Source organism: Microbispora sitophila, from assembly GCF_014892245.1.
In the GTDB taxonomy this organism is placed as follows: domain Bacteria; phylum Actinomycetota; class Actinomycetes; order Streptosporangiales; family Streptosporangiaceae; genus Microbispora; species Microbispora siamensis.
This window is the reverse complement of record NZ_JADBGC010000009.1, coordinates 183,001-199,281: the sequence shown is the minus strand read 5'-3', so window position 1 is coordinate 199,281 and position 16,281 is coordinate 183,001. Positions and strand designations below refer to the sequence as shown.

The window sequence follows — 16,281 nt, the reverse complement described above, 5'->3', positions numbered from 1 at the left end:
GACAGCGTCCGCTCACCGGCTGACAGTGTTTCGCGTGATCTCCCCCCGGACCTTCTCGCGCACCGTCCCGGCCGGCGCCGTCGCCGTGCTGGCCGCGTCCGTCACGCTCGCGGCCTGCACGGCATCGCCCGGCGGATCGGGAAAGGCCGTCTCCGGCGAGGAGGCGGCGCCGTCCGCCGCCTCCTCAGGCCCGCCGGCGCTGACCCCGGAGGCGTACCGGAGCGCGCTCGACGCCGCCGGCCGCCCCGCCCGCACGACGCTCGCCGCCATCGCCAAGGCGCGGACCTTCCGGTCGCTCCACCAGCGCATCGGCCGGGCGGAAAGCGCCCTGGAATCCGCGCTGGAGCGGCTCGGGGGCCTGCGGCCTCCCGCGGACGTCGCCCCCGAGCACACCGACTACGTCGCGGCGCTGCGCGGCCTGAACGGCAGGCTCGGCGCGCTGGACGAGGACGTGACGTCGCACGCCCTGTGCAACGGGACGGCGGTGCTGGCCAGGCTCGGCCGGTCGGGCGAGTTCAAGGCCCTCAGGGCGTCCGCGGGCGACCTCGCGAAGGCCGGAGACTACCCGGTGGTCCAGATCAAGCCGCCGGCCCAGCGCGCCCGCCGCCTCGGCAACGGCACGATGCTGCTCTCCGCGATCCGGGGCGGCCGGAGCAGCCTGACCGTGCAGAACGGCGGCGCGCAGGACGGCGTGGTGACGCTCGTGCGCGGAGGGCGCAAGGCGGTCAGCTTCTACGTGCGCAAGCGGTCGAGCGCGAAGGTCGCGAACATCAAGGACGGCACCTACCGTGTCTACTTCACCACCGGGGTGGACTACGACAGGAGCAGCCGTGCCTTCACCAGGAACTGCGGCTTCTCCAAGTTCGACGACCCGCTGACGTTCCGGACCCTCTACTCGGGCGGCGGCGTGAGCTGGAAGGACTGGACGCTCACCCTCGACGCCGTGTTCGGCGGGAACGCCACCACGAGCGAGGTGGACCCGGACGCCTTCCCGGCATGACCGGACACGGCAGAGGCCGCGGCCCGGATCCGGGCCGCGGCCTCTTTCTGAAGCCTCTGGGAAGGGGCTCAGCTGGAGAACAGCATGCCGACCCAGCTGTTGCGCCGGTGGCCGTAGTGGCCCCCGTGGTGGCCGCCCCAGGCGGGCCCACCGTGCGCCGGCGGCGGGGGAGCGTAGTGCTGCTGAGCCCACTGGGACTCCATCCGGGTCAGCGTCTCCAGCTCGCCGTAGTCGAGGAAAATCCCCCGGCAGTTGTCACACTGCTCGATGTGGACCCCGTTGCGGTCGAACGTCCGCATCCGGCCACGGCACTTGGGGCACTCCATGTGACGAACTCTCCCTCGGTCAGGTCTCGGCCTCCGTGGCCGCGACGATCCTCACACAGGCGGACACCAGGGCCTCGGCGGCGTCGTCGGGCGGTTCCCCCGCCCGCGCCGCCGTGGCCACCGCCGTCGCGGCCAGTTGGACGGTCAACGCCCGGGCCGGCCCGTCGAGTTCCCGCCACGGGTCCTCGGCGGAGACGGCGGTCCCGCCGGTCGCGAGATAGGCGGTGAGGAAGCGTTCCCAGTCCCGGGGGTCGAGCAGGCCGGCGGCGTACCACGCGGCCGGGCGGGCGAGGTCCCACGCGGGGTCGCCAGCGCCCAGGTCGTCGGGGTCGATGAGCAGCCACGCCCCGTCGTGCCGGACGATCTGGCCGAGGTGCCAGTCGCCGTGCGTCAGCGTGCCGCCCTCCCTGACCGGCGGCAGCGTCGCGTACGCCGCTCTGATGGGCGCGGCGACCTGGTCCGGGACGCCGGCCGCCGCCAGGTCGGCCATGGCCCTGGGCAGCCGTGACGGTCCCCCGGCGGGCGGCAGCCCCGCGGGAGCCGGCCGGGCGTGCAGCAGGGCGAGCAGCCGTCCGCCCTCCTCCCACGGGGTCGTCCCCGCGTCGACGTCGGCGATGGTGAGGGGCTCGCCGGCGGGCCAGATCGTGACGAGCCTGCCGCCCAGCCGTTCGAGGCCGAGGGGAGGCAGCATGACGCCGGGCAGGTTCCCGGCGGTGTCGAGGCGGGCACGCAGGGCGTGTTCGTCGGTGTCCGGGGGATGGGCCTTGACGACGACGTCCCCGGCCCTGACCACGAGCACGCGGGTCTGCTTGAGCACCGTCACCGGCCCGTCGCGGCGCGCCAGCCGCGCCAGTTCCTCGATCACGGGGGACACCCTAGGGTGCCCTCATGAGGATTGGGTTTTCGGTGCCGGTGTCGGGCTCGTGGGCGACGCCGGAGAACATGAGGCGGATCGCGCGCCGCGCGGACGAACTCGGCTACCACGGGGTGTGGACGTTCCAGCGTCTGCTCTATCCCGTCGGCAACCCGATGGGGCCGGTCTACCGGAGCGTGCACGACCCGGTCGTCGCGCTCGCGTACCTGGCGGGCGTGACCGAGCGGGTACGGCTCGGGGTGGCCGTGCTCAACCTGCCCTTCGTCTCCCCGGTCCTGATGGCCAAGCAGCTCGCCTCCCTGCAGGAGGTGTCCGGCGGCAGGCTCGACGTGGGCCTGGGGCTCGGCTGGCTGCCCGAGGAGTTCGCCGCCTCCGGCGTGCCGATGGAGCGGCGCGGCAGGCGCGGTGAGGAGTACGTCGGCCTGCTGCGGCGGCTGTGGACCGAGGACGTCGTCGAGCACAAGGGCGAGTTCTACGAGGTGCCGCCCTCCCACCAGGACCCCAAACCGGCCACGCCGCCGCCGGTGATGCTCGGGGGCACGGCCCGGGTGGCGCTGGAGCGGGCCGGGCGGATCGCCGACGGCTGGATCAGCTCCAGCCGCGCCGACCTGGACACGATCGACCAGCAGATCGCCATCGTGAAGGAGGCGGCCCGGCGGGCGGGCCGCGACCCCGGCGCGCTGCGGTTCGTCGTCCGCGGCGTCACCCGCGTCCGCCCCGGGGACGAGGGCCCGCTGACCGGGTCGTACGACAAGATCAGGCAGGACGTCGAGGCGCTCGCGGCCAAGGGCGTGACCGAGGTCTTCCACGACCTCAACTTCGACCCGGAGATCGGCAACCCCGAGGCCGACCCCCGCGATTCCATGCGCCGCGCGGAGGAGGCCCTGGAAGCCCTCGCCCCCCGATGAGCCGCACGGCCTAGAGTCCTTCGGGAATCTCGGCCATCTGGTTGAGCAGGGGCACGAGCAGCTCCTCCTCGTAGTCGAGGTGGGCCTCCAGCTCCGCCGCGAGGCGATCGAGTTCGGCGGCGACCTCCGGAGCGTCCACTCCGGGGGCGGCGTTGTCGAGCAGAGCGCGGCTCCGCGCGAGGATCCGCCCCACGACCCGGTGTTCGCGGCGGAGCCGGGCCAGCACCTCGGACGACGCCGCGCGCTGGGGCGTCCGGCACTGGGGCGCCGGGCGCCTCATACGGCGTTGTCGTTACCGGGCGGACGCCCGCTCAGGCGGGCGTCCGCGACGCGGCTCAGGAGCAGTTCCACCTGATGCCCTGGTAGTTCAGCCCGTTGCCCCACTTGTACGTCCGGTAGTGACCGGGTCGGACGATGTAGCAGGGGCTGTCGGGCCCCACCCGCCGGACGGAGAAGGAGACGGTGTAGCCGCAGTTGTTGGTGACCTTCACGGTCTGGGTGACGTAGCCGGACGAGTGGTTGACGCGCGCGCAGCTCGCGGCGCTCACGGACGCCGGGGCGGCGGACGCGGCGCCGGCCTGAGCGGCGGCGGCGGCGGTCAGCAGCGCCGCCGCGGACAGGGTCACGGCGCCGTTGCGGATCCCCCGTAGGATCATGATGCTTCCTTTCGCCGGATAACCCCGGAGGGGCCCCTCCCCTCCGGTCTCGTTGTCTTGGATGTCCGGCGGCCTGCCGATGTTCGCGGTCTCCGCGATTTTCCTGGAACGCGTCCGCGCGGAACACGCCCTCGCTCCGTGACCGCCAGGGACACGACGAGGACGACCCCCACGGCGAGCGGCCCGGCGACGGCCAGGTGGGCGGGCATCGCGTCCACGAGGTCGGGGACGAACCGGCTGAGGGTCACGAGGGTCGTCGCCCACGCCGCCGCCGTGGGCACGCTGACGCGGGCGAAGGCTCCGTACGGCACACCCGCCCAGCCCGTGAGCCTCGGCACGAGGGTGCGCGCGGCGCCGAGCCACTGACCGCCCGCGACGGCCCAGGCGCCTCTCCTCGCCACCATGCGGCGGGCCCGCGCCCACGCGGCGGGGGCGAACCGGCCCACCAGAGGGTGGATGGAGGCGGCGCCCTCACGTCTGCGGCCCTGGGCGTACGACAGCTGCGTGCCGGCGACGGCGGCCGCCACGGCCACGGCGAGTGTCCCGGCGAACGGCAGCGCGCCGAGGCGGGTGAGGCAGCCGAGGGCCACCAGAACGCTCGTCCCCGGCAGCGCCACCCCGGCGAGCGTGCCGGCCTCGGCGACGATCAGCATCGCCGCGACCCCGAGCACGAGGGGAGCGGGAAGCCGGCCGAGCAGCTCAGTCACGGCCCACCGGCCTCCGGCACACGTACGCCAGGCCGGGCGGCACGTTGCGCCAGACCGGCCCGGTCGTGAGCACCTCGTCGAAGGCGGCGCGCAGGCGCCGCCGGAAACGCCGCGCCCGGGCCAGCGGCACCGCGGGCAGGTAGGTCACCGTCGTGAACGCCCCCGTCGGGCGCAGCACCCGCCCGACCTCCCCGAGGATCGACTCCTGCACGTCCTCGGGGAAGAGCGTCCACGGCAGCGTGCTGACCACGGCGTCGACCCGGGAGACTCCCCGTTCGCCCAGCAGCGCACCGAGGCGGGCCGCGTCGCCCTGGAGCACGTCCAGCCAGGGCCGGGCGCGTCGCAGGTGCGCCACCATCCCCGGGTCGATCTCGACCGCGAGCTGGCGGGAGCCGGGGGCGAGCCGTTCCCGGATGGCCTCGCTGATCGCGCCGGTGCCCGGGCCGAGCTCCACGATCACTGCGGGGCCGGTCGTCGGGACGACGGCGGTGAGCGCCCGCGCGAGCGAGCGCGAGCTCGGGGCCACGGCTCCCACCACGCCCTGCCGGCGCAGCGCCACGCCCGCGAACGCCCTCAGATCGGAGACCTGCCGGACTGTCTCGTTCATGCGGCCCATCAGACCGGTGCGGGATCCGCGCCCGCCAGCCGCCCCGGCCTACTCGCGGAGGTATGGCCAGCCCTACCTCCACAGGTGGGCCTGGCCGTCTTCGACCGGGCACGGACCGCCTCTAGGGTGGGTCGGGTGCGCCCCAACGGCTCGTGGCAGGCCGTCGCCCGCAAGGACCTGCTGGCGACCTCGCTGCCCTGGCGCGCCCTCGCCTACCTGGTGACGGGCGCGGTCGTCGGTGTGGTCGTACTGGCGTCGCTGGTCGTCTCGCTGACCGCCGGGGCGCTGCTCACCGTCTTCCTGGTGGGCGTGCCGCTGCTGGCGGTCCCGGTGGTCGCCGCCGTGCCGCTGGGCGCGGTCGAACGCCGGCGGCTGCGGATCATGGACGCCGAGCCCGCGCCGAGCCCCCACCGCCCCGCGCGCCCGGGTCCGCGCGGATGGCTCGGGACGCGCCTGCGGGAGCAGGCGACATGGCGGGCCCTCGCCTACACGGGCCTGCTGGCCGTCGTGCTCGGCCCGATCGAGCTGATCGCCCTGACGTACGGCCTCCTGGCACCGCTCGTGATGATCTGCGCCCCGATCAGCGTGGCGGAGGCGGGGCCCATCGTGCTGCTGAAGTTCTGGCCGCTCGACTCCCTCACCGAGGCGTTCGCCGCCGCGCTCCTGGGAGTCGCGGTGCTCGTGCTGGCGGCCTACCCGATCACCGCCCTCGCGACCGCGCACGCCCTGCTGGCCCGGTTGCTGCTCACGTCCACGAAAGCCGAGTCGGGCGAGCGGCTCGCCGAGCTGACCCGCTCCCGGAGCCGCCTTGTCGAGGCGTTCGAGGTCGAGCGGCGGCGCATCGAGCGCGATCTGCACGACGGCGCGCAGCAGCGCCTGGTCGCGCTGACCATGACGCTCGGCCTGGCAAAGGTCTCCCGGGGAGAGGAGGCGGCCGAGCTCGTGGCCAGGGCACACGAGGAGGCGAAGCTCGCCCTCGCGGAGATCCGCGACCTGATCCGCGGTATCCATCCCCGCATCCTCGCCGACCGCGGGCTGCCCGCCGCGGTCGCCGAGCTGGCCGACCGGTCGCCCGTCCCGGTCGAGGTCGACGTGGACGTCCCCGGCTGCCGGAACCGGTGGAGTCGGTCGCCTACTTCGTCGTCAGCGAGGGCCTGGCCAACGTGGCCAAGCACAGCGGAGCCGAGCAAGCCTGGGTGCGGGGCCGGCTCGACGGCCGGCTGCTCACCGTCGAGATCCGGGACGACGGAGTGGGCGGCGCGGACGCGACGGCCGGCACCGGGCTCGCCGGGCTCGCCGACCGCGTCTCCGCGGTCGAGGGCAGGCTGATGCTGTCGAGCCCGCCGGGCGGCCCCACCCTGCTGCGCGCGGAGATCGAATGCCTGCCGGCCCTGCCCTGACCGTCGTCATCGCCGAGGACGGCGTGCTGCTCCGCGAGGGACTGGCCACGCTGCTGGCCCGGTTCGGCCACCGGGTGGCCGCCACCGCCGGCGACGCCGAGGCGCTGGTGGAAGCGGTGGAGGAGCACGCCCCCGACGTCGTCGTCACCGACGTGCGGATGCCGCCCGGCTTCTCCGACGAGGGACTGCGGGCCGCCGTGGCGTTGCGCGCCGCGCACCCCGAGCTCGCCGTCCTGGTGCTGAGCCAGTACGTCGAGCAGACCTACGCGGCCGAACTGCTCGACTCCGGGGACGGCACCGGCGTGGGCTACCTCCTCAAGGACCGGATCGGGGAGGTCGAGGAGTTCGTGGACGCCCTGACCACCGTCGCCGGCGGGGGGACGGTCGTGGACCCGGAGGTCGTACGTCAGCTCCTGCGCCGCCGCCGTGACCCGCTGCGGCGGCTCAGCCCACGGGAGAGAGAGGTCCTCGCCCTGATGGCCGAGGGCAGGTCGAACGCCGCGATCGCCCGCGCGCTGGTGGTGTCGGAGGCCGTCGTCGGCAAGCACATCGGGAACATCCTCACCAAGCTCGACCTGCCTCCCGACGAGGACGCCCATCGCCGCGTGCTCGCCGTCGTCGCGTTCCTGCGCGGCTAGACCATCCCGTACGCCTTGGCGATCAGCTCGTAGGAGCGCAGGCGCGCCGCGCCGCCGTGGACCTGGGTGGTGATCATCAGCTCGTCGGCCCCGGTGCGCTTGCGCAGCTCCTCCAGCCCGTCCCGCACGGTCTGCGGGTCGCCGTGCACCACCGTGGACAGCCGTTCGCGGACGAACTCCCGCTCCATCGGGGTGTATGGGTACGCCTCCGCCTCCTCGACGGTGGGCGTACGGCCGGGCCGCCCGTAGCGCAGGCGCAGCCACGACAGCGCGCCCGGCATGGTCTGGCGCAGCGCCTCCTCCTCGGTGTCGGCCGCGACGGCCGCCACCCCGATCAGCGCGTACGGCCGGTCGAGCACCTCCGAGGGCCGGAACGAGGAGCGGTAGAGGTCGAGCGCGGGCTCGGTGTTGGCGGCGCTGAAGTGGTGGGCGAAGGCGAACGGCAGCCCGAGCAGTCCGGCCAGCCTGGCGCTGAACCCGCTGGATCCGAGCAGCCAGATCGGCGGCCGGCCCGTGGCCGCCGAGTCGTCGCCGCCCGGCACGGCCCGGATCTTCTCGTACGGATGGCCGGGCGGGAAGGAGCCGTCGAGGAAGCCGGTCAGCTCGGCCACCTGCTGGGGGAACTCGTCGGGGTCCACCTCGGCCGAGCGGCGCAGGGCGTTCGCCGTGGCCATGTCGGTGCCGGGGGCACGGCCGAGGCCGAGGTCGATGCGGCCGGGGTGCAGCGCGTGCAGCGTGCCGAACTGCTCGGCGATCACCAGCGGGGCGTGGTTGGGCAGCATCACGCCGCCGGAGCCGATCCGGATCGACCGGGTCGCCGCCGCGAGGTGCGCGATGAGCACGGCCGGGGAGGAGCTGGCCACTCCGGGCATTCCGTGGTGCTCGGCGACCCAGATGCGGTGGTAGCCCCACTCCTCGGCCCGCCGGGCCAGTTCGGTGGCGTCGCGCAGCGCCTCGGTGGGCGTGGAGCCCTCGCCGACGGTCGCGAGCTCCAGGATCGACAGTGGCACCTCGGCCGTCCCACGCGGCACACCGCGGATGTTGTCCTCGCTCATGCTCGCCCCAACCTGAGGTCGCATCCGGATATTTCCGGACACGGCGAGGGATGTGCTTCGCCGCTCCGTCACCTGCCATGCTTGGACACATGAGCGAGCGAAAGCCCATCGAGTCGTGGCTGTCCGACATGGACGGGGTGCTGGTCCACGAGGGGCAGCCGGTGCCGGGTGCCGACGAGTTCATCAGGCGGCTGAAGGAGTCGGGGAAGCGGTTCCTCGTCCTGACGAACAACTCGATCTACACCCCCCGCGACCTGTCCGTACGGTTGCGCGCGGCCGGGCTGGAGGTGCCGCCCGAGGCGATCTGGACCTCCGCGCTGGCCACCGCCAAGTTCCTCGCCGACCAGCGGCCCGAGGGCTCGGCGTACGTGATCGGTGAGGCGGGGCTGACCACGGCCCTGCACGAGGTCGGCTACGTGCTGACCGACCTCGACCCCGACTACGTGGTGCTGGGCGAGACCCGCACCTACAGCTTCACGTCGATAACGCGGGCGATCCGGCTGATCGACAACGGCGCCCGCTTCATCGCGACCAACCCCGACCCGATCGGCCCCTCGACCGAGGGCTCGCTGCCGGCCTGTGGCGCGGTGGCCGCGATGATCACCAAGGCGACCGGAGTGGAGCCGTACTTCGTCGGCAAGCCGAACCCGATGATGATGCGCAGCGCGCTCAACCGGATCGACGCGCACAGCGAGACCACCGCGATGATCGGCGACCGCATGGACACCGACGTCGTCTGCGGCATCGAGGCCGGTCTGCACACGATCCTGGTGCTCACCGGCGTCACGCAGAAGGACCAGATCGACCGGTATCCGTTCCGGCCCACGCAGGTGGTCAACTCCGTGGCCGACCTCATCGACCTGGTCTGAACCTGACGTGGCCTGTCACGTACAGGTGCCATGCTGACCGGCATGAACCATCGCGTCTACCTGGAAATCGGCCCCAAGAAGGCCTTCGCCTGCTCGATCGACTGGCCGGGCTGGTGCCGCATCGGCAGGACGGAGGAGGCCGCGCTCGACACTCTGGTGGACTACGCCCCGCGCTTCCGGGTGATCGCCGAGCGGGCGGGGCTGGAGTTCGCGCCGGGGGACCCGGCGATCGTCGGGCGTGTGAAGGGCGACAGCACGACGGACTTCGGCGCGATCTCCGCCATCCCGGACTTCGACCGGGAGCCGGTGGACGCGCCGGAGGCCGCGCGTGCCGCCGCCCTCGCCCGGGCGGCCTGGGCGGTGCTCGCCGAGGTGGCCGCGGCGTCCCCTGAGGAACTGCGCAAGGGCCCCAGAGGCGGCGGCAGGGACAGGGACAAGATGGTCGCCCATGTCGTGGAGGCCGAGCGCTCGTACGCCAGGAAGATCGGGGTGCGGCACAAGCCCTTCAAGGACGAGGCCGGCCTGACCGCCATGCGCGAGGACATCGCGGGGGTGCTCGCGCAGCCCGCGGGGGCTTTTCCCGCCGACGGCGCGGGCTGGCCCGTACGGTACGCCGCCCGCCGCATCATCTGGCACGTGGTCGACCACATCTGGGAGATGGAAGACCGCCGCATCTAGCCGGATCTAGGGGAGGGCGTCGGCGGCGCGCAACGCGAGGGCGACGACGGCGGCGTCCTCCGGGATGCGCACATCCCGGCCGGTGAGCTCGCGGAAGCGCGCGAAGCGGTGCTGCACGGTGTTGCGGTGGCAGTAGAGGGCCGTGGCCGTGTCGGCGACCGAGCCCGAGCCGGCCAGATGGGTCCGCACGGTCTCCAGCAGCCGCTCGCCCTCCACCCCGCCCAGAGCGGAGAGCGGGCCGAGCACCTGGTGCGCGAGCTCGGCCGCGAGTTCCCGGCTGCCGCCGACGAAGACGTCCAGCCAGGCGTCCTCCAGCCGTCGCGGCCCCGCACCGGCCCGCGACGCCCCCGCGGCCGCCGAGGCCAGCCGTACGGCACGGGGCACCTGCGACAGGCCGCCGACGACGGGGGAGACGCCGCAGCGCACCCCCGCGAGCGCGGCGAGGACCGAGCGCGGCGGGTCGGCGGTTCGGGCCGGCGGCTGCACGATCAGCACGTCGCCGGTCGGCGACTCGTGGCGGTAGCAGAGCACCCCGCTCACGGCCATTCCCGCCGCCGCCGCGCGGAGCGCCGCCCCCTCACCGGGATGGGCGACCACGGCGAGGAGCGGCTGTGCCGGGTCGAACCCGAGGACCCGGCCGGCGTCGCGCACCACGTCGGGGTTGCGCCCCTGGTTGTCCATGAGCCGGGTGAACCAGGCTCTGCGCTGGTCCTCCCGCTGCCGCCCCATCTCCAGCACCGCCCGCTGGTAGCCCGTCATGAGCCCGGTCACGTGCTGCTCCACCGCCTCCCAGACCAGGTGGGCACCGGCGATCAGGCCGGGCAGCCCCTCCGGCGTCGCCCGCGCGTTCATGGCCTGCCAGAGCACCCGGGCGTCGAGCCGCGCGGCGGCCAGCAGCGACTCCAGCGGCACCCCCTGGCCGGCCCTGCGCTCCCCGACGCGCTCGGAGAACCCGTCCATGCCGGGGGCGACCGATCCCGTGGCGATGTGCCGCAGCAGCATGTCCAGCCCGGTCAGCGCCGTGCCCCGCAGTTCGTCCCGGGAGACGGGCGGGTCGGGAGACCCGTACGGATCGATGAGCTCGACCTGGGCCAGCCACCCCTCGACGATGTCGTCGATGTCGTCGAGGCAGCGCAGCGCGAGCTCGGTCACCGGGGCCGGAGGGGGAATGTTCACCTGCACAATCTAGCCGCCGATTTCCGCGACGGAATGCCGTTGGGCAAGCCCCTGGCCTGCGCCTACGGTTGACTCGCCCGCAAGGACGGGCCACCGAGCGGAGACGAAAGCGAGGGCGGACTGTGCACCTGACGCCTCGCGAGCAGGAGCGGCTCACCCTCTTCACGGTCGCGGAACTGGCGCGGCGGCGCCGGGCCCGGGGCCGGCGGCTCAACGCCCCCGAGGCCATCGCCCTGCTCTGCGACGAGATCCTCGAACGCGCCTGGGACGGCGCGTCCCTGGAGGAGGTCGTGGCGGCGGCGCGGTCGCTGCTCACCGCGGACGACGTGATGGAGGGCGTGCCCGACCTGGTGCCGCAGGTGCAGGTCGAGGCGCTGTTCCCCAACGGAACGGCCCTGGTCTGCGTCGACGCCCCCTTCGGCGCGGGGGACGGGCGCGGTCCCGGCGCGGTGGAGGTCGCCGACGGGGACGTGTGCCTCAACGCGGGGCGCGACCGGGGGCGGATCACCGTACGCAACGTGGGCGAGCAGACCGTCTACGTCTCCTCGCACTTCCCGCTCGACCAGGTCAACCCCGCCCTGTCCTTCGACCGGGCGCAGGCGGAGGGCATGCGCCTGGACATCCCGGCGGGCACGGCGCTCGCCTTCCCTCCGGGAGAGGAGCGGATCGTGGAGGTGGTGAAGGCGTGACGACCGTCCCGAGGGAGACCTACGCGAGGATCTACGGCCCGACCACGGGCGACCGCGTACGGCTCGGCGACACCTGCCTGTGGATCGAGGTCGAGCACGACGACACGCCGTACGGCGACGAGTTGCTCGGCGGATGCGGCAAGACGCTGCGGGACGGGCTGCTGGCCTCCCCGCGCGCCGACCGGGAGTCGGCGCTCGACCTGGTCGTCACCAACGTCGTGCTGCTCGACCCGGTGCTCGGGGTGCGCAAGACGGCCATCGGCGTCAAGGACGGCCGGGTCGTCAGCATCGGCGTCGGGGATTTCGCGATCGACTCCCACACGGCGATCGTCACCGGCGAGGGCCTCATCGCCACACCGGGCGTCATCGACTCGCACGTGCACCTGTCCTCGCCCGAGATCGCGCCGGCGGCGCTCGCCTCCGGCGTGACGACCGTCGTGGGCATGGGCCTCGGCGGCGTCTGGGACGTGGGCTGCAACCCCGCGCACAACCTGCACACGCTGATGACCGCCTGGCGGGGCACCCCCATGAACGTCGCCTTCCTCGCCCGCGGCTCCTCCAGCTCGCCCAGGCTCCTGGAGGAGGCCGTGCTCGCCGGCGCCGGCGGTTTCAAGATCCATGAGGACTTCGGCGCGACCCCCCGGATCGTGGACACCTGCCTCGGGGTCGCCGAGCAGGCGGATCTGCCGGTCGCGCTGCACACCGACTCGATGAACGAGTCGGGCTACCTGGCCGACACGATCGCCGCCACCCGGGGCCGCACGGTCCACGCCTACCACGTGGAGGGCGGCGGCGGCCATCCCGACCTGCTCCAGATCCTCTCCGAGCCGAACATCCTGCCGTCGTCCACGACGCCGACCATTCCCTACACCACCAACACGGTCGGCGAGCTGTTCCCGATGACGATGACCGTCCACCGGCAGAACCACCACATCGACAGCGACGTCGAGGTGACCCGCAGCCGGATCCGGGCGCATGCCATCGCGGCCGAGAACGCGTTGCACGACCTCGGCGCGATCAGCATCGTCAACTCCGACTCGATGGGCATGGGACGGGTCGCCGAGACGATCCGCAGGACCTGGCAGCTCGCCCACCTGCAGGCGCTGCGCGCGGGGGCCGCGCAGCCGGACAACGCACGGGTGCTGCGCTACCTGGCCAAGCTCACGCTGAATCCCGCCCTGGCCCACGGAATGGCGCACGAGGTCGGCACCCTCCAGCCGGGGCGCCTGGCCGACATCGTGCTGTGGAACCCGGCGTGGTTCGGCACCAAGCCCGAGCTCGTCATCAAAGCCGGTTTCGTCGCCTGGGGCGTGTCCGGCAGCGGCTCGGGCTCGACCCGGCTGACCCAGCCCAGGGTCTACCGCCCGTACTTCGGCGGGCTCGGCGACGCGCCGGCCCGCCTGTCGCGGATCTTCGTCGCCCACGAGGCGCTGGACTCCGCGGACGCCCGTGAGGCGCTGCCCGCGGGCCTGCGTTACGCGGCCATCCGCCGCGCGCGCGGCCTGACCAGGGCCGACATGTGCCGCAACACGGCGACCCCGCGGGTCGAGGTGTCCCGGGAGCCCGGCCCCGTCCTGGTGGACGGGGCCGAGGTCCATGTGGACCCGGCCACCGAGGTGCCCCTGTCCCGACTGCATCACTTCGCCTAGTCCCCCTGGTGATACGCAATTGAGTACGAGCAAGGCCCGCGGCGCGGGCATCGCCTCCTTCGTCGGCACCTCCATCGAGTGGTACGACTTCTACATCTACGGCACGGCCTCGGCGCTGGTGTTCGGCAAGCTGTTCTTCCCCGAGGCCAGCCCCACGGCGGGCGTCATGGCGTCCTTCGCCACGTTCTGGGTCGGGTTCCTGGCCCGCCCGCTCGGCGGTGTGGTCTTCGGCCACCTCGGCGACCGCATCGGGCGCAAGGGCACGCTCATCACCACGCTGCTCCTCATGGGCGGCGCGACGACCCTGGTGGGCGTGCTGCCCACGTACGCGTCCGTCGGCATGGCCGCGCCCGCGCTGCTGGCCGCGCTCCGCCTGGTGCAGGGCATCGCGGTGGGCGGCGAGTGGGGCGGCGCCGTGCTGATCGCCGCCGAGCACGCCGGACCCAAGCGCATCTTCTACGCGGCGTTCGCCCAGCAGGGCTCGCCCGCGGGCTCGATCCTCGCCACCGGCATGTTCGCGCTGGTCAGCCTGCTGCCCGACGACGCGTTCCGGTCGTACGGCTGGCGCATCCCGTTCCTCGCCTCCGCCGTCCTGCTCGTGATCGGGCTCGTCATCCGGCTGCGGGTCGAGGAGTCGCCGGAGTTCGTGCGGATGCGCGAGCAGCGGGAGGTCGCCAGGCTTCCCGTCGCCGAGGTCCTCCGCACGGCGTGGCCGCTGGTGCTGCTCGGCATCGGGGCGAGCGGCGTCGGCATCGCCTCGGCCTACTTCACCAACACCTTCATCCTGTCGTGGGCCACCACCGACCTCGGCATCGCGAAGGGAACGATGCTGAACGTGCTGCTCGTCGTGTCGGCCGTGCAGTTCGTCACGCAGCCCGTGGGGGCCGTGCTCGGCCAGCGCTGGGGCGCCGCGAAATTCATGCTGGCGGCGTTCACCGTGCTGATCGTCATGACGCCGGTGACGTTCCTGCTGGTCGGCACCGGTTCCGCGCCGCTGGCCACGCTGGGCCTGGCGCTGAGCATCGTGTTCGGCGGCTCGTCGTACGCGGCGCTGGCGGGGTTCCTCGCCGAGGCGTTCCCGGCCAGGGTGCGCTACACCGGCATTTCGCTGTCCTACCAGCTGTGCGGCGCGCTGATCGGCGGCACCACCCCGCTCGTCGCGCAGGCGCTGCTGACCTGGTCGGGATCGATCTGGCTCGTCGTGGCGCAGTACATCGTGATCATCCTGCTGACGATGGCGTGCGTCGCCGGCCTGCGATACCGCGCCACCGCCGTCGCGGCGAAGGCCGGGCCCGTCACCACGGCCATCTGAGGCGACCTCGAAGGGAAGCAAAGCACCATGCGTCTGGACGTCCTGTTCGTCAACGGCCGGTTCACCACCCTGGACCCCGACCGGCCCGCCGCGACCCGGCTCGGCGTGTTCGCCGGGCGGATCGCCGGGCTGGACGAGGACCTGGACGGGCTCACCGCCGAGGTCGTCGTCGACCTCGGCGGCGCGCCGGTGGTGCCGGGGTTCAACGACGCCCACCATCACCTGAGCATGCGGGGCCAGCGGCTGCGCGAGCTGGACCTGCGCGACGGCCAGGTGCGGACGCTCGACGAGCTGTACGCGAAGGTCGCCGAGCGCGCCGCGGGCCTGCCGCGGGACGCGTGGGTCAAGGGAGCGGGCTACGACCAGAACAAGCTGGGCGGGCTGCACCCGAGCCGCGAGGCGCTCGACCGGGCGGCCGGCGGCCGGCCGGTCTGGCTCCAGCACGTCTCCGGCCATATGGGCGTGGCGAACACGGCGGCGTTCGCCCGCATGGGCTTCGAACGCGTCGAGGACGTGCCGGACGTCGCCGGCGGCACGGTCGGGCGGGACGCCGACGGCCGGCCCGACGGGCTGCTCGCGGAGCAGGCCCAGGGCCTGGCGGACGCCGTGCTGCGCCCGGTGCCGTTCGAGGACTTCGTCGAAGGCATCGCGCTGGCCGGCCGGGTGGCGGCGAGCGAGGGCCTGACCAGCTTCACAGAGCCGGGCGTCGGACGCGGGCTGGCCGGCAACGGCGCCTGGGACCTCGCGGCCTTCCAGGAGGCGGTGCGGCGGGGCGTCCTGCCACAGCGGGCCACGCTGATGCCCGGCTCGCCCAACCTGCACGACATCGGCGACGGCTGGTTCGGGCTCGACCTCGGGTTCCGCACCGGCATCGGCGACGACCGGCTGCGGATCGGGCCGGTGAAGCTGTTCTCCGACGGCTCGCTCATCGGCCGCACCGCCGCCATGTGCTGCGACTACGAGGGGGAGCCGGGTAACCGGGGACTGCTTCAGGAGGACGCCGAGGCGCTGCGCGCCTTCATCCTGCGGGCGCACGCCGCGGGCTGGCAGATCGCCACCCACGCCATCGGCGACCACGCGATCGACGTGGTCCTCGACGCCTACGAGGAGGCGCAGGCGCGCGATCCCCGGCCCGACGCCCGCCACCGCATCGAGCACTGCGCGGTGACCAGCGACGCCCAGGTGGCGAGGATCGCGAGGCTCGGCGTCATCCCGGTGCCCCAGGGCCGGTTCGTCTCCGAGCTGGGCGACGGCATGCTCGCCGCCCTCGGCCCCGAGCGCTCGCTCGGCTGCTACCGGCAGAGGTCGTTCCTGGAGGCCGGCATCGTGATCCCGGGCAGTTCCGACTGCCCCGTGGCCGACGGCGCCCCGCTGCTCGGCATCCACGACCTGGTCAACCGCCGTACGGCGAGCGGCGTGCCGTTCACCCCTGCCGAGTCCCTCACCGTGGAGCAGGCGCTGCACGCGTACACGATCGGCTCGGCGTACGCCGCCGGGGAGGAGCGGCACAAGGGCACGCTGTCGCGCGGCAAGCTGGCCGACTTCGTCGTCCTGGGCGACGACCTGTTCACGGTCGCCCCCGAGCGGATCAAGGACGTCGCCGTGCTCGCCACGGTCGTCGGCGGCGCCGTCGTCTTCGACGAGGCCGGCCTGTCCGTCTAGGGCGGTACATTTGGGGTCCACGAGGCTCACCCACCTGGAGGCGGCACTGCACATGGGCGTCCGGCACCTGCGCGA

The 16,281-nt window shown here is 73.5% G+C and carries 18 protein-coding genes; 10 read left to right on the top strand and 8 right to left on the bottom strand.

Annotated features, from left to right (window positions below; translation table 11 throughout):
- The first annotated feature begins 34 nt into the window (after nt 1–34).
- On the top strand, nt 35–1,000 hold the full coding sequence (locus IL992_RS18490) for a hypothetical protein (RefSeq protein ID WP_193204598.1): 966 nt from the start codon (nt 35–37) through the stop codon (nt 998–1,000).
- 68 nt (nt 1,001–1,068) lie between these two features.
- Here IL992_RS18490 and IL992_RS18485 read toward each other — a convergent pair whose 3' ends face one another.
- Nucleotides 1,069–1,326 (bottom strand): TFIIB-type zinc ribbon-containing protein, encoded by a 258-nt coding sequence (locus tag IL992_RS18485; RefSeq protein ID WP_079319226.1) that lies wholly within the window; start codon nt 1,324–1,326, stop codon nt 1,069–1,071.
- A gap of 19 nt (nt 1,327–1,345) precedes the next feature.
- On the bottom strand, nt 1,346–2,191 hold the full coding sequence (locus tag IL992_RS18480; protein ID WP_319018645.1) for a phosphotransferase family protein: 846 nt from the start codon (nt 2,189–2,191) through the stop codon (nt 1,346–1,348).
- A gap of 23 nt (nt 2,192–2,214) precedes the next feature.
- Between IL992_RS18480 and IL992_RS18475 the strand changes: the two genes are divergently transcribed.
- Complete coding sequence (locus tag IL992_RS18475) at nt 2,215–3,108, top strand: LLM class flavin-dependent oxidoreductase (RefSeq protein WP_193204596.1); 894 nt, start codon at nt 2,215–2,217, stop codon at nt 3,106–3,108.
- 10 nt (nt 3,109–3,118) lie between these two features.
- On the opposite strand, the gene IL992_RS18470 is transcribed toward IL992_RS18475, so the two are convergent.
- From IL992_RS18470 to IL992_RS18455, 4 genes are read right to left on the bottom strand one after another with little or no spacing between them, the layout of a single operon-like run.
- Nucleotides 3,119–3,388: a hemerythrin domain-containing protein gene (locus IL992_RS18470; protein WP_193204595.1), complete on the bottom strand. Its 270-nt coding sequence runs from the start codon at nt 3,386–3,388 to the stop codon at nt 3,119–3,121.
- A gap of 55 nt (nt 3,389–3,443) precedes the next feature.
- A complete protein-coding gene (locus tag IL992_RS18465) occupies nt 3,444–3,764 on the bottom strand; it encodes a hypothetical protein (RefSeq protein WP_193204594.1) in 321 nt (106 codons plus the stop codon).
- Complete coding sequence (locus tag IL992_RS18460) at nt 3,761–4,471, bottom strand: DedA family protein (RefSeq protein ID WP_193204593.1); 711 nt, start codon at nt 4,469–4,471, stop codon at nt 3,761–3,763. The genes IL992_RS18465 and IL992_RS18460 overlap by 4 nt, the downstream gene beginning before the upstream one ends.
- Nucleotides 4,464–5,078: a class I SAM-dependent methyltransferase gene (locus IL992_RS18455; RefSeq protein WP_193204592.1), complete on the bottom strand. Its 615-nt coding sequence runs from the start codon at nt 5,076–5,078 to the stop codon at nt 4,464–4,466. The genes IL992_RS18460 and IL992_RS18455 overlap by 8 nt, the downstream gene beginning before the upstream one ends.
- Before the next feature lie 135 nt (nt 5,079–5,213).
- Between IL992_RS18455 and IL992_RS18450 the strand changes: the two genes are divergently transcribed.
- Nucleotides 5,214–6,407, top strand: coding sequence for a sensor histidine kinase (locus IL992_RS18450; RefSeq protein WP_319018644.1), 1,194 nt, complete (start codon nt 5,214–5,216; stop codon nt 6,405–6,407).
- A gap of 49 nt (nt 6,408–6,456) precedes the next feature.
- Nucleotides 6,457–7,116 carry a response regulator transcription factor gene (locus IL992_RS18445; RefSeq protein ID WP_193204591.1) on the top strand — a complete coding sequence of 220 codons (660 nt, stop codon included), beginning with the start codon at nt 6,457–6,459 and terminating at the stop codon, nt 7,114–7,116.
- Here IL992_RS18445 and IL992_RS18440 read toward each other — a convergent pair.
- The gene (locus tag IL992_RS18440) at nt 7,113–8,171 is read right to left on the bottom strand and encodes an LLM class flavin-dependent oxidoreductase (RefSeq protein WP_193204590.1); all 1,059 of its coding nucleotides are present in this window, start codon (nt 8,169–8,171) and stop codon (nt 7,113–7,115) included. The two genes, IL992_RS18445 and IL992_RS18440, sit on opposite strands and share 4 nt — an antisense overlap.
- A gap of 89 nt (nt 8,172–8,260) precedes the next feature.
- On the opposite strand from IL992_RS18440, the gene IL992_RS18435 reads away from it, so the two are divergent.
- On the top strand, nt 8,261–9,040 hold the full coding sequence (locus IL992_RS18435; RefSeq protein WP_079319985.1) for an HAD-IIA family hydrolase: 780 nt from the start codon (nt 8,261–8,263) through the stop codon (nt 9,038–9,040).
- Nucleotides 9,041–9,082: 42 nt separating this feature from the next.
- A complete protein-coding gene (locus IL992_RS18430) occupies nt 9,083–9,718 on the top strand; it encodes a hypothetical protein (RefSeq protein WP_193204589.1) in 636 nt (211 codons plus the stop codon).
- Between the two features lie 6 nt (nt 9,719–9,724).
- On the opposite strand, the gene IL992_RS18425 is transcribed toward IL992_RS18430, so the two are convergent.
- The gene (locus IL992_RS18425; RefSeq protein WP_319018643.1) at nt 9,725–10,894 is read right to left on the bottom strand and encodes a PucR family transcriptional regulator; all 1,170 of its coding nucleotides are present in this window, start codon (nt 10,892–10,894) and stop codon (nt 9,725–9,727) included.
- A gap of 122 nt (nt 10,895–11,016) precedes the next feature.
- Between IL992_RS18425 and IL992_RS18420 the strand changes: the two genes are divergently transcribed.
- From IL992_RS18420 to IL992_RS18405, 4 genes are read left to right on the top strand one after another with little or no spacing between them, the layout of a single operon-like run.
- Complete coding sequence (locus IL992_RS18420) at nt 11,017–11,583, top strand: urease subunit gamma (RefSeq protein ID WP_193204588.1); 567 nt, start codon at nt 11,017–11,019, stop codon at nt 11,581–11,583.
- Nucleotides 11,580–13,232, top strand: coding sequence for an urease subunit alpha (locus IL992_RS18415; protein WP_193204587.1), 1,653 nt, complete (start codon nt 11,580–11,582; stop codon nt 13,230–13,232). The genes IL992_RS18420 and IL992_RS18415 overlap by 4 nt, the downstream gene beginning before the upstream one ends.
- Nucleotides 13,233–13,251: 19 nt before the next feature.
- Nucleotides 13,252–14,544: an MFS transporter gene (locus tag IL992_RS18410; RefSeq protein WP_226873300.1), complete on the top strand. Its 1,293-nt coding sequence runs from the start codon at nt 13,252–13,254 to the stop codon at nt 14,542–14,544.
- Nucleotides 14,545–14,571: 27 nt separating this feature from the next.
- Nucleotides 14,572–16,206 (top strand): amidohydrolase, encoded by a 1,635-nt coding sequence (locus IL992_RS18405; protein ID WP_193204585.1) that lies wholly within the window; start codon nt 14,572–14,574, stop codon nt 16,204–16,206.
- Nucleotides 16,207–16,281: the final 75 nt, after the last annotated feature.

What these genes read in the sequence shown, in the direction of transcription:
- IL992_RS18485 (WP_079319226.1), bottom strand. Translation starts at nt 1,326, where the DNA reads ATGGAGTGCCCCAAGTGCCGTGGCCGGATGCGGACGTTCGACCGCAAC.
- IL992_RS18475 (WP_193204596.1), top strand. Translation starts at nt 2,215, where the DNA reads ATGAGGATTGGGTTTTCGGTGCCGGTGTCGGGCTCGTGGGCGACGCCG.
- IL992_RS18470 (WP_193204595.1), bottom strand. Translation starts at nt 3,388, where the DNA reads ATGAGGCGCCCGGCGCCCCAGTGCCGGACGCCCCAGCGCGCGGCGTCG.
- IL992_RS18465 (WP_193204594.1), bottom strand. Translation starts at nt 3,764, where the DNA reads ATGATCCTACGGGGGATCCGCAACGGCGCCGTGACCCTGTCCGCGGCG.
- IL992_RS18455 (WP_193204592.1), bottom strand. Translation starts at nt 5,078, where the DNA reads ATGAACGAGACAGTCCGGCAGGTCTCCGATCTGAGGGCGTTCGCGGGC.
- IL992_RS18445 (WP_193204591.1), top strand. Translation starts at nt 6,457, where the DNA reads ATGCCTGCCGGCCCTGCCCTGACCGTCGTCATCGCCGAGGACGGCGTG.
- IL992_RS18440 (WP_193204590.1), bottom strand. Translation starts at nt 8,171, where the DNA reads ATGAGCGAGGACAACATCCGCGGTGTGCCGCGTGGGACGGCCGAGGTG.
- IL992_RS18435 (WP_079319985.1), top strand. Translation starts at nt 8,261, where the DNA reads ATGAGCGAGCGAAAGCCCATCGAGTCGTGGCTGTCCGACATGGACGGG.
- IL992_RS18430 (WP_193204589.1), top strand. Translation starts at nt 9,083, where the DNA reads ATGAACCATCGCGTCTACCTGGAAATCGGCCCCAAGAAGGCCTTCGCC.
- IL992_RS18405 (WP_193204585.1), top strand. Translation starts at nt 14,572, where the DNA reads ATGCGTCTGGACGTCCTGTTCGTCAACGGCCGGTTCACCACCCTGGAC.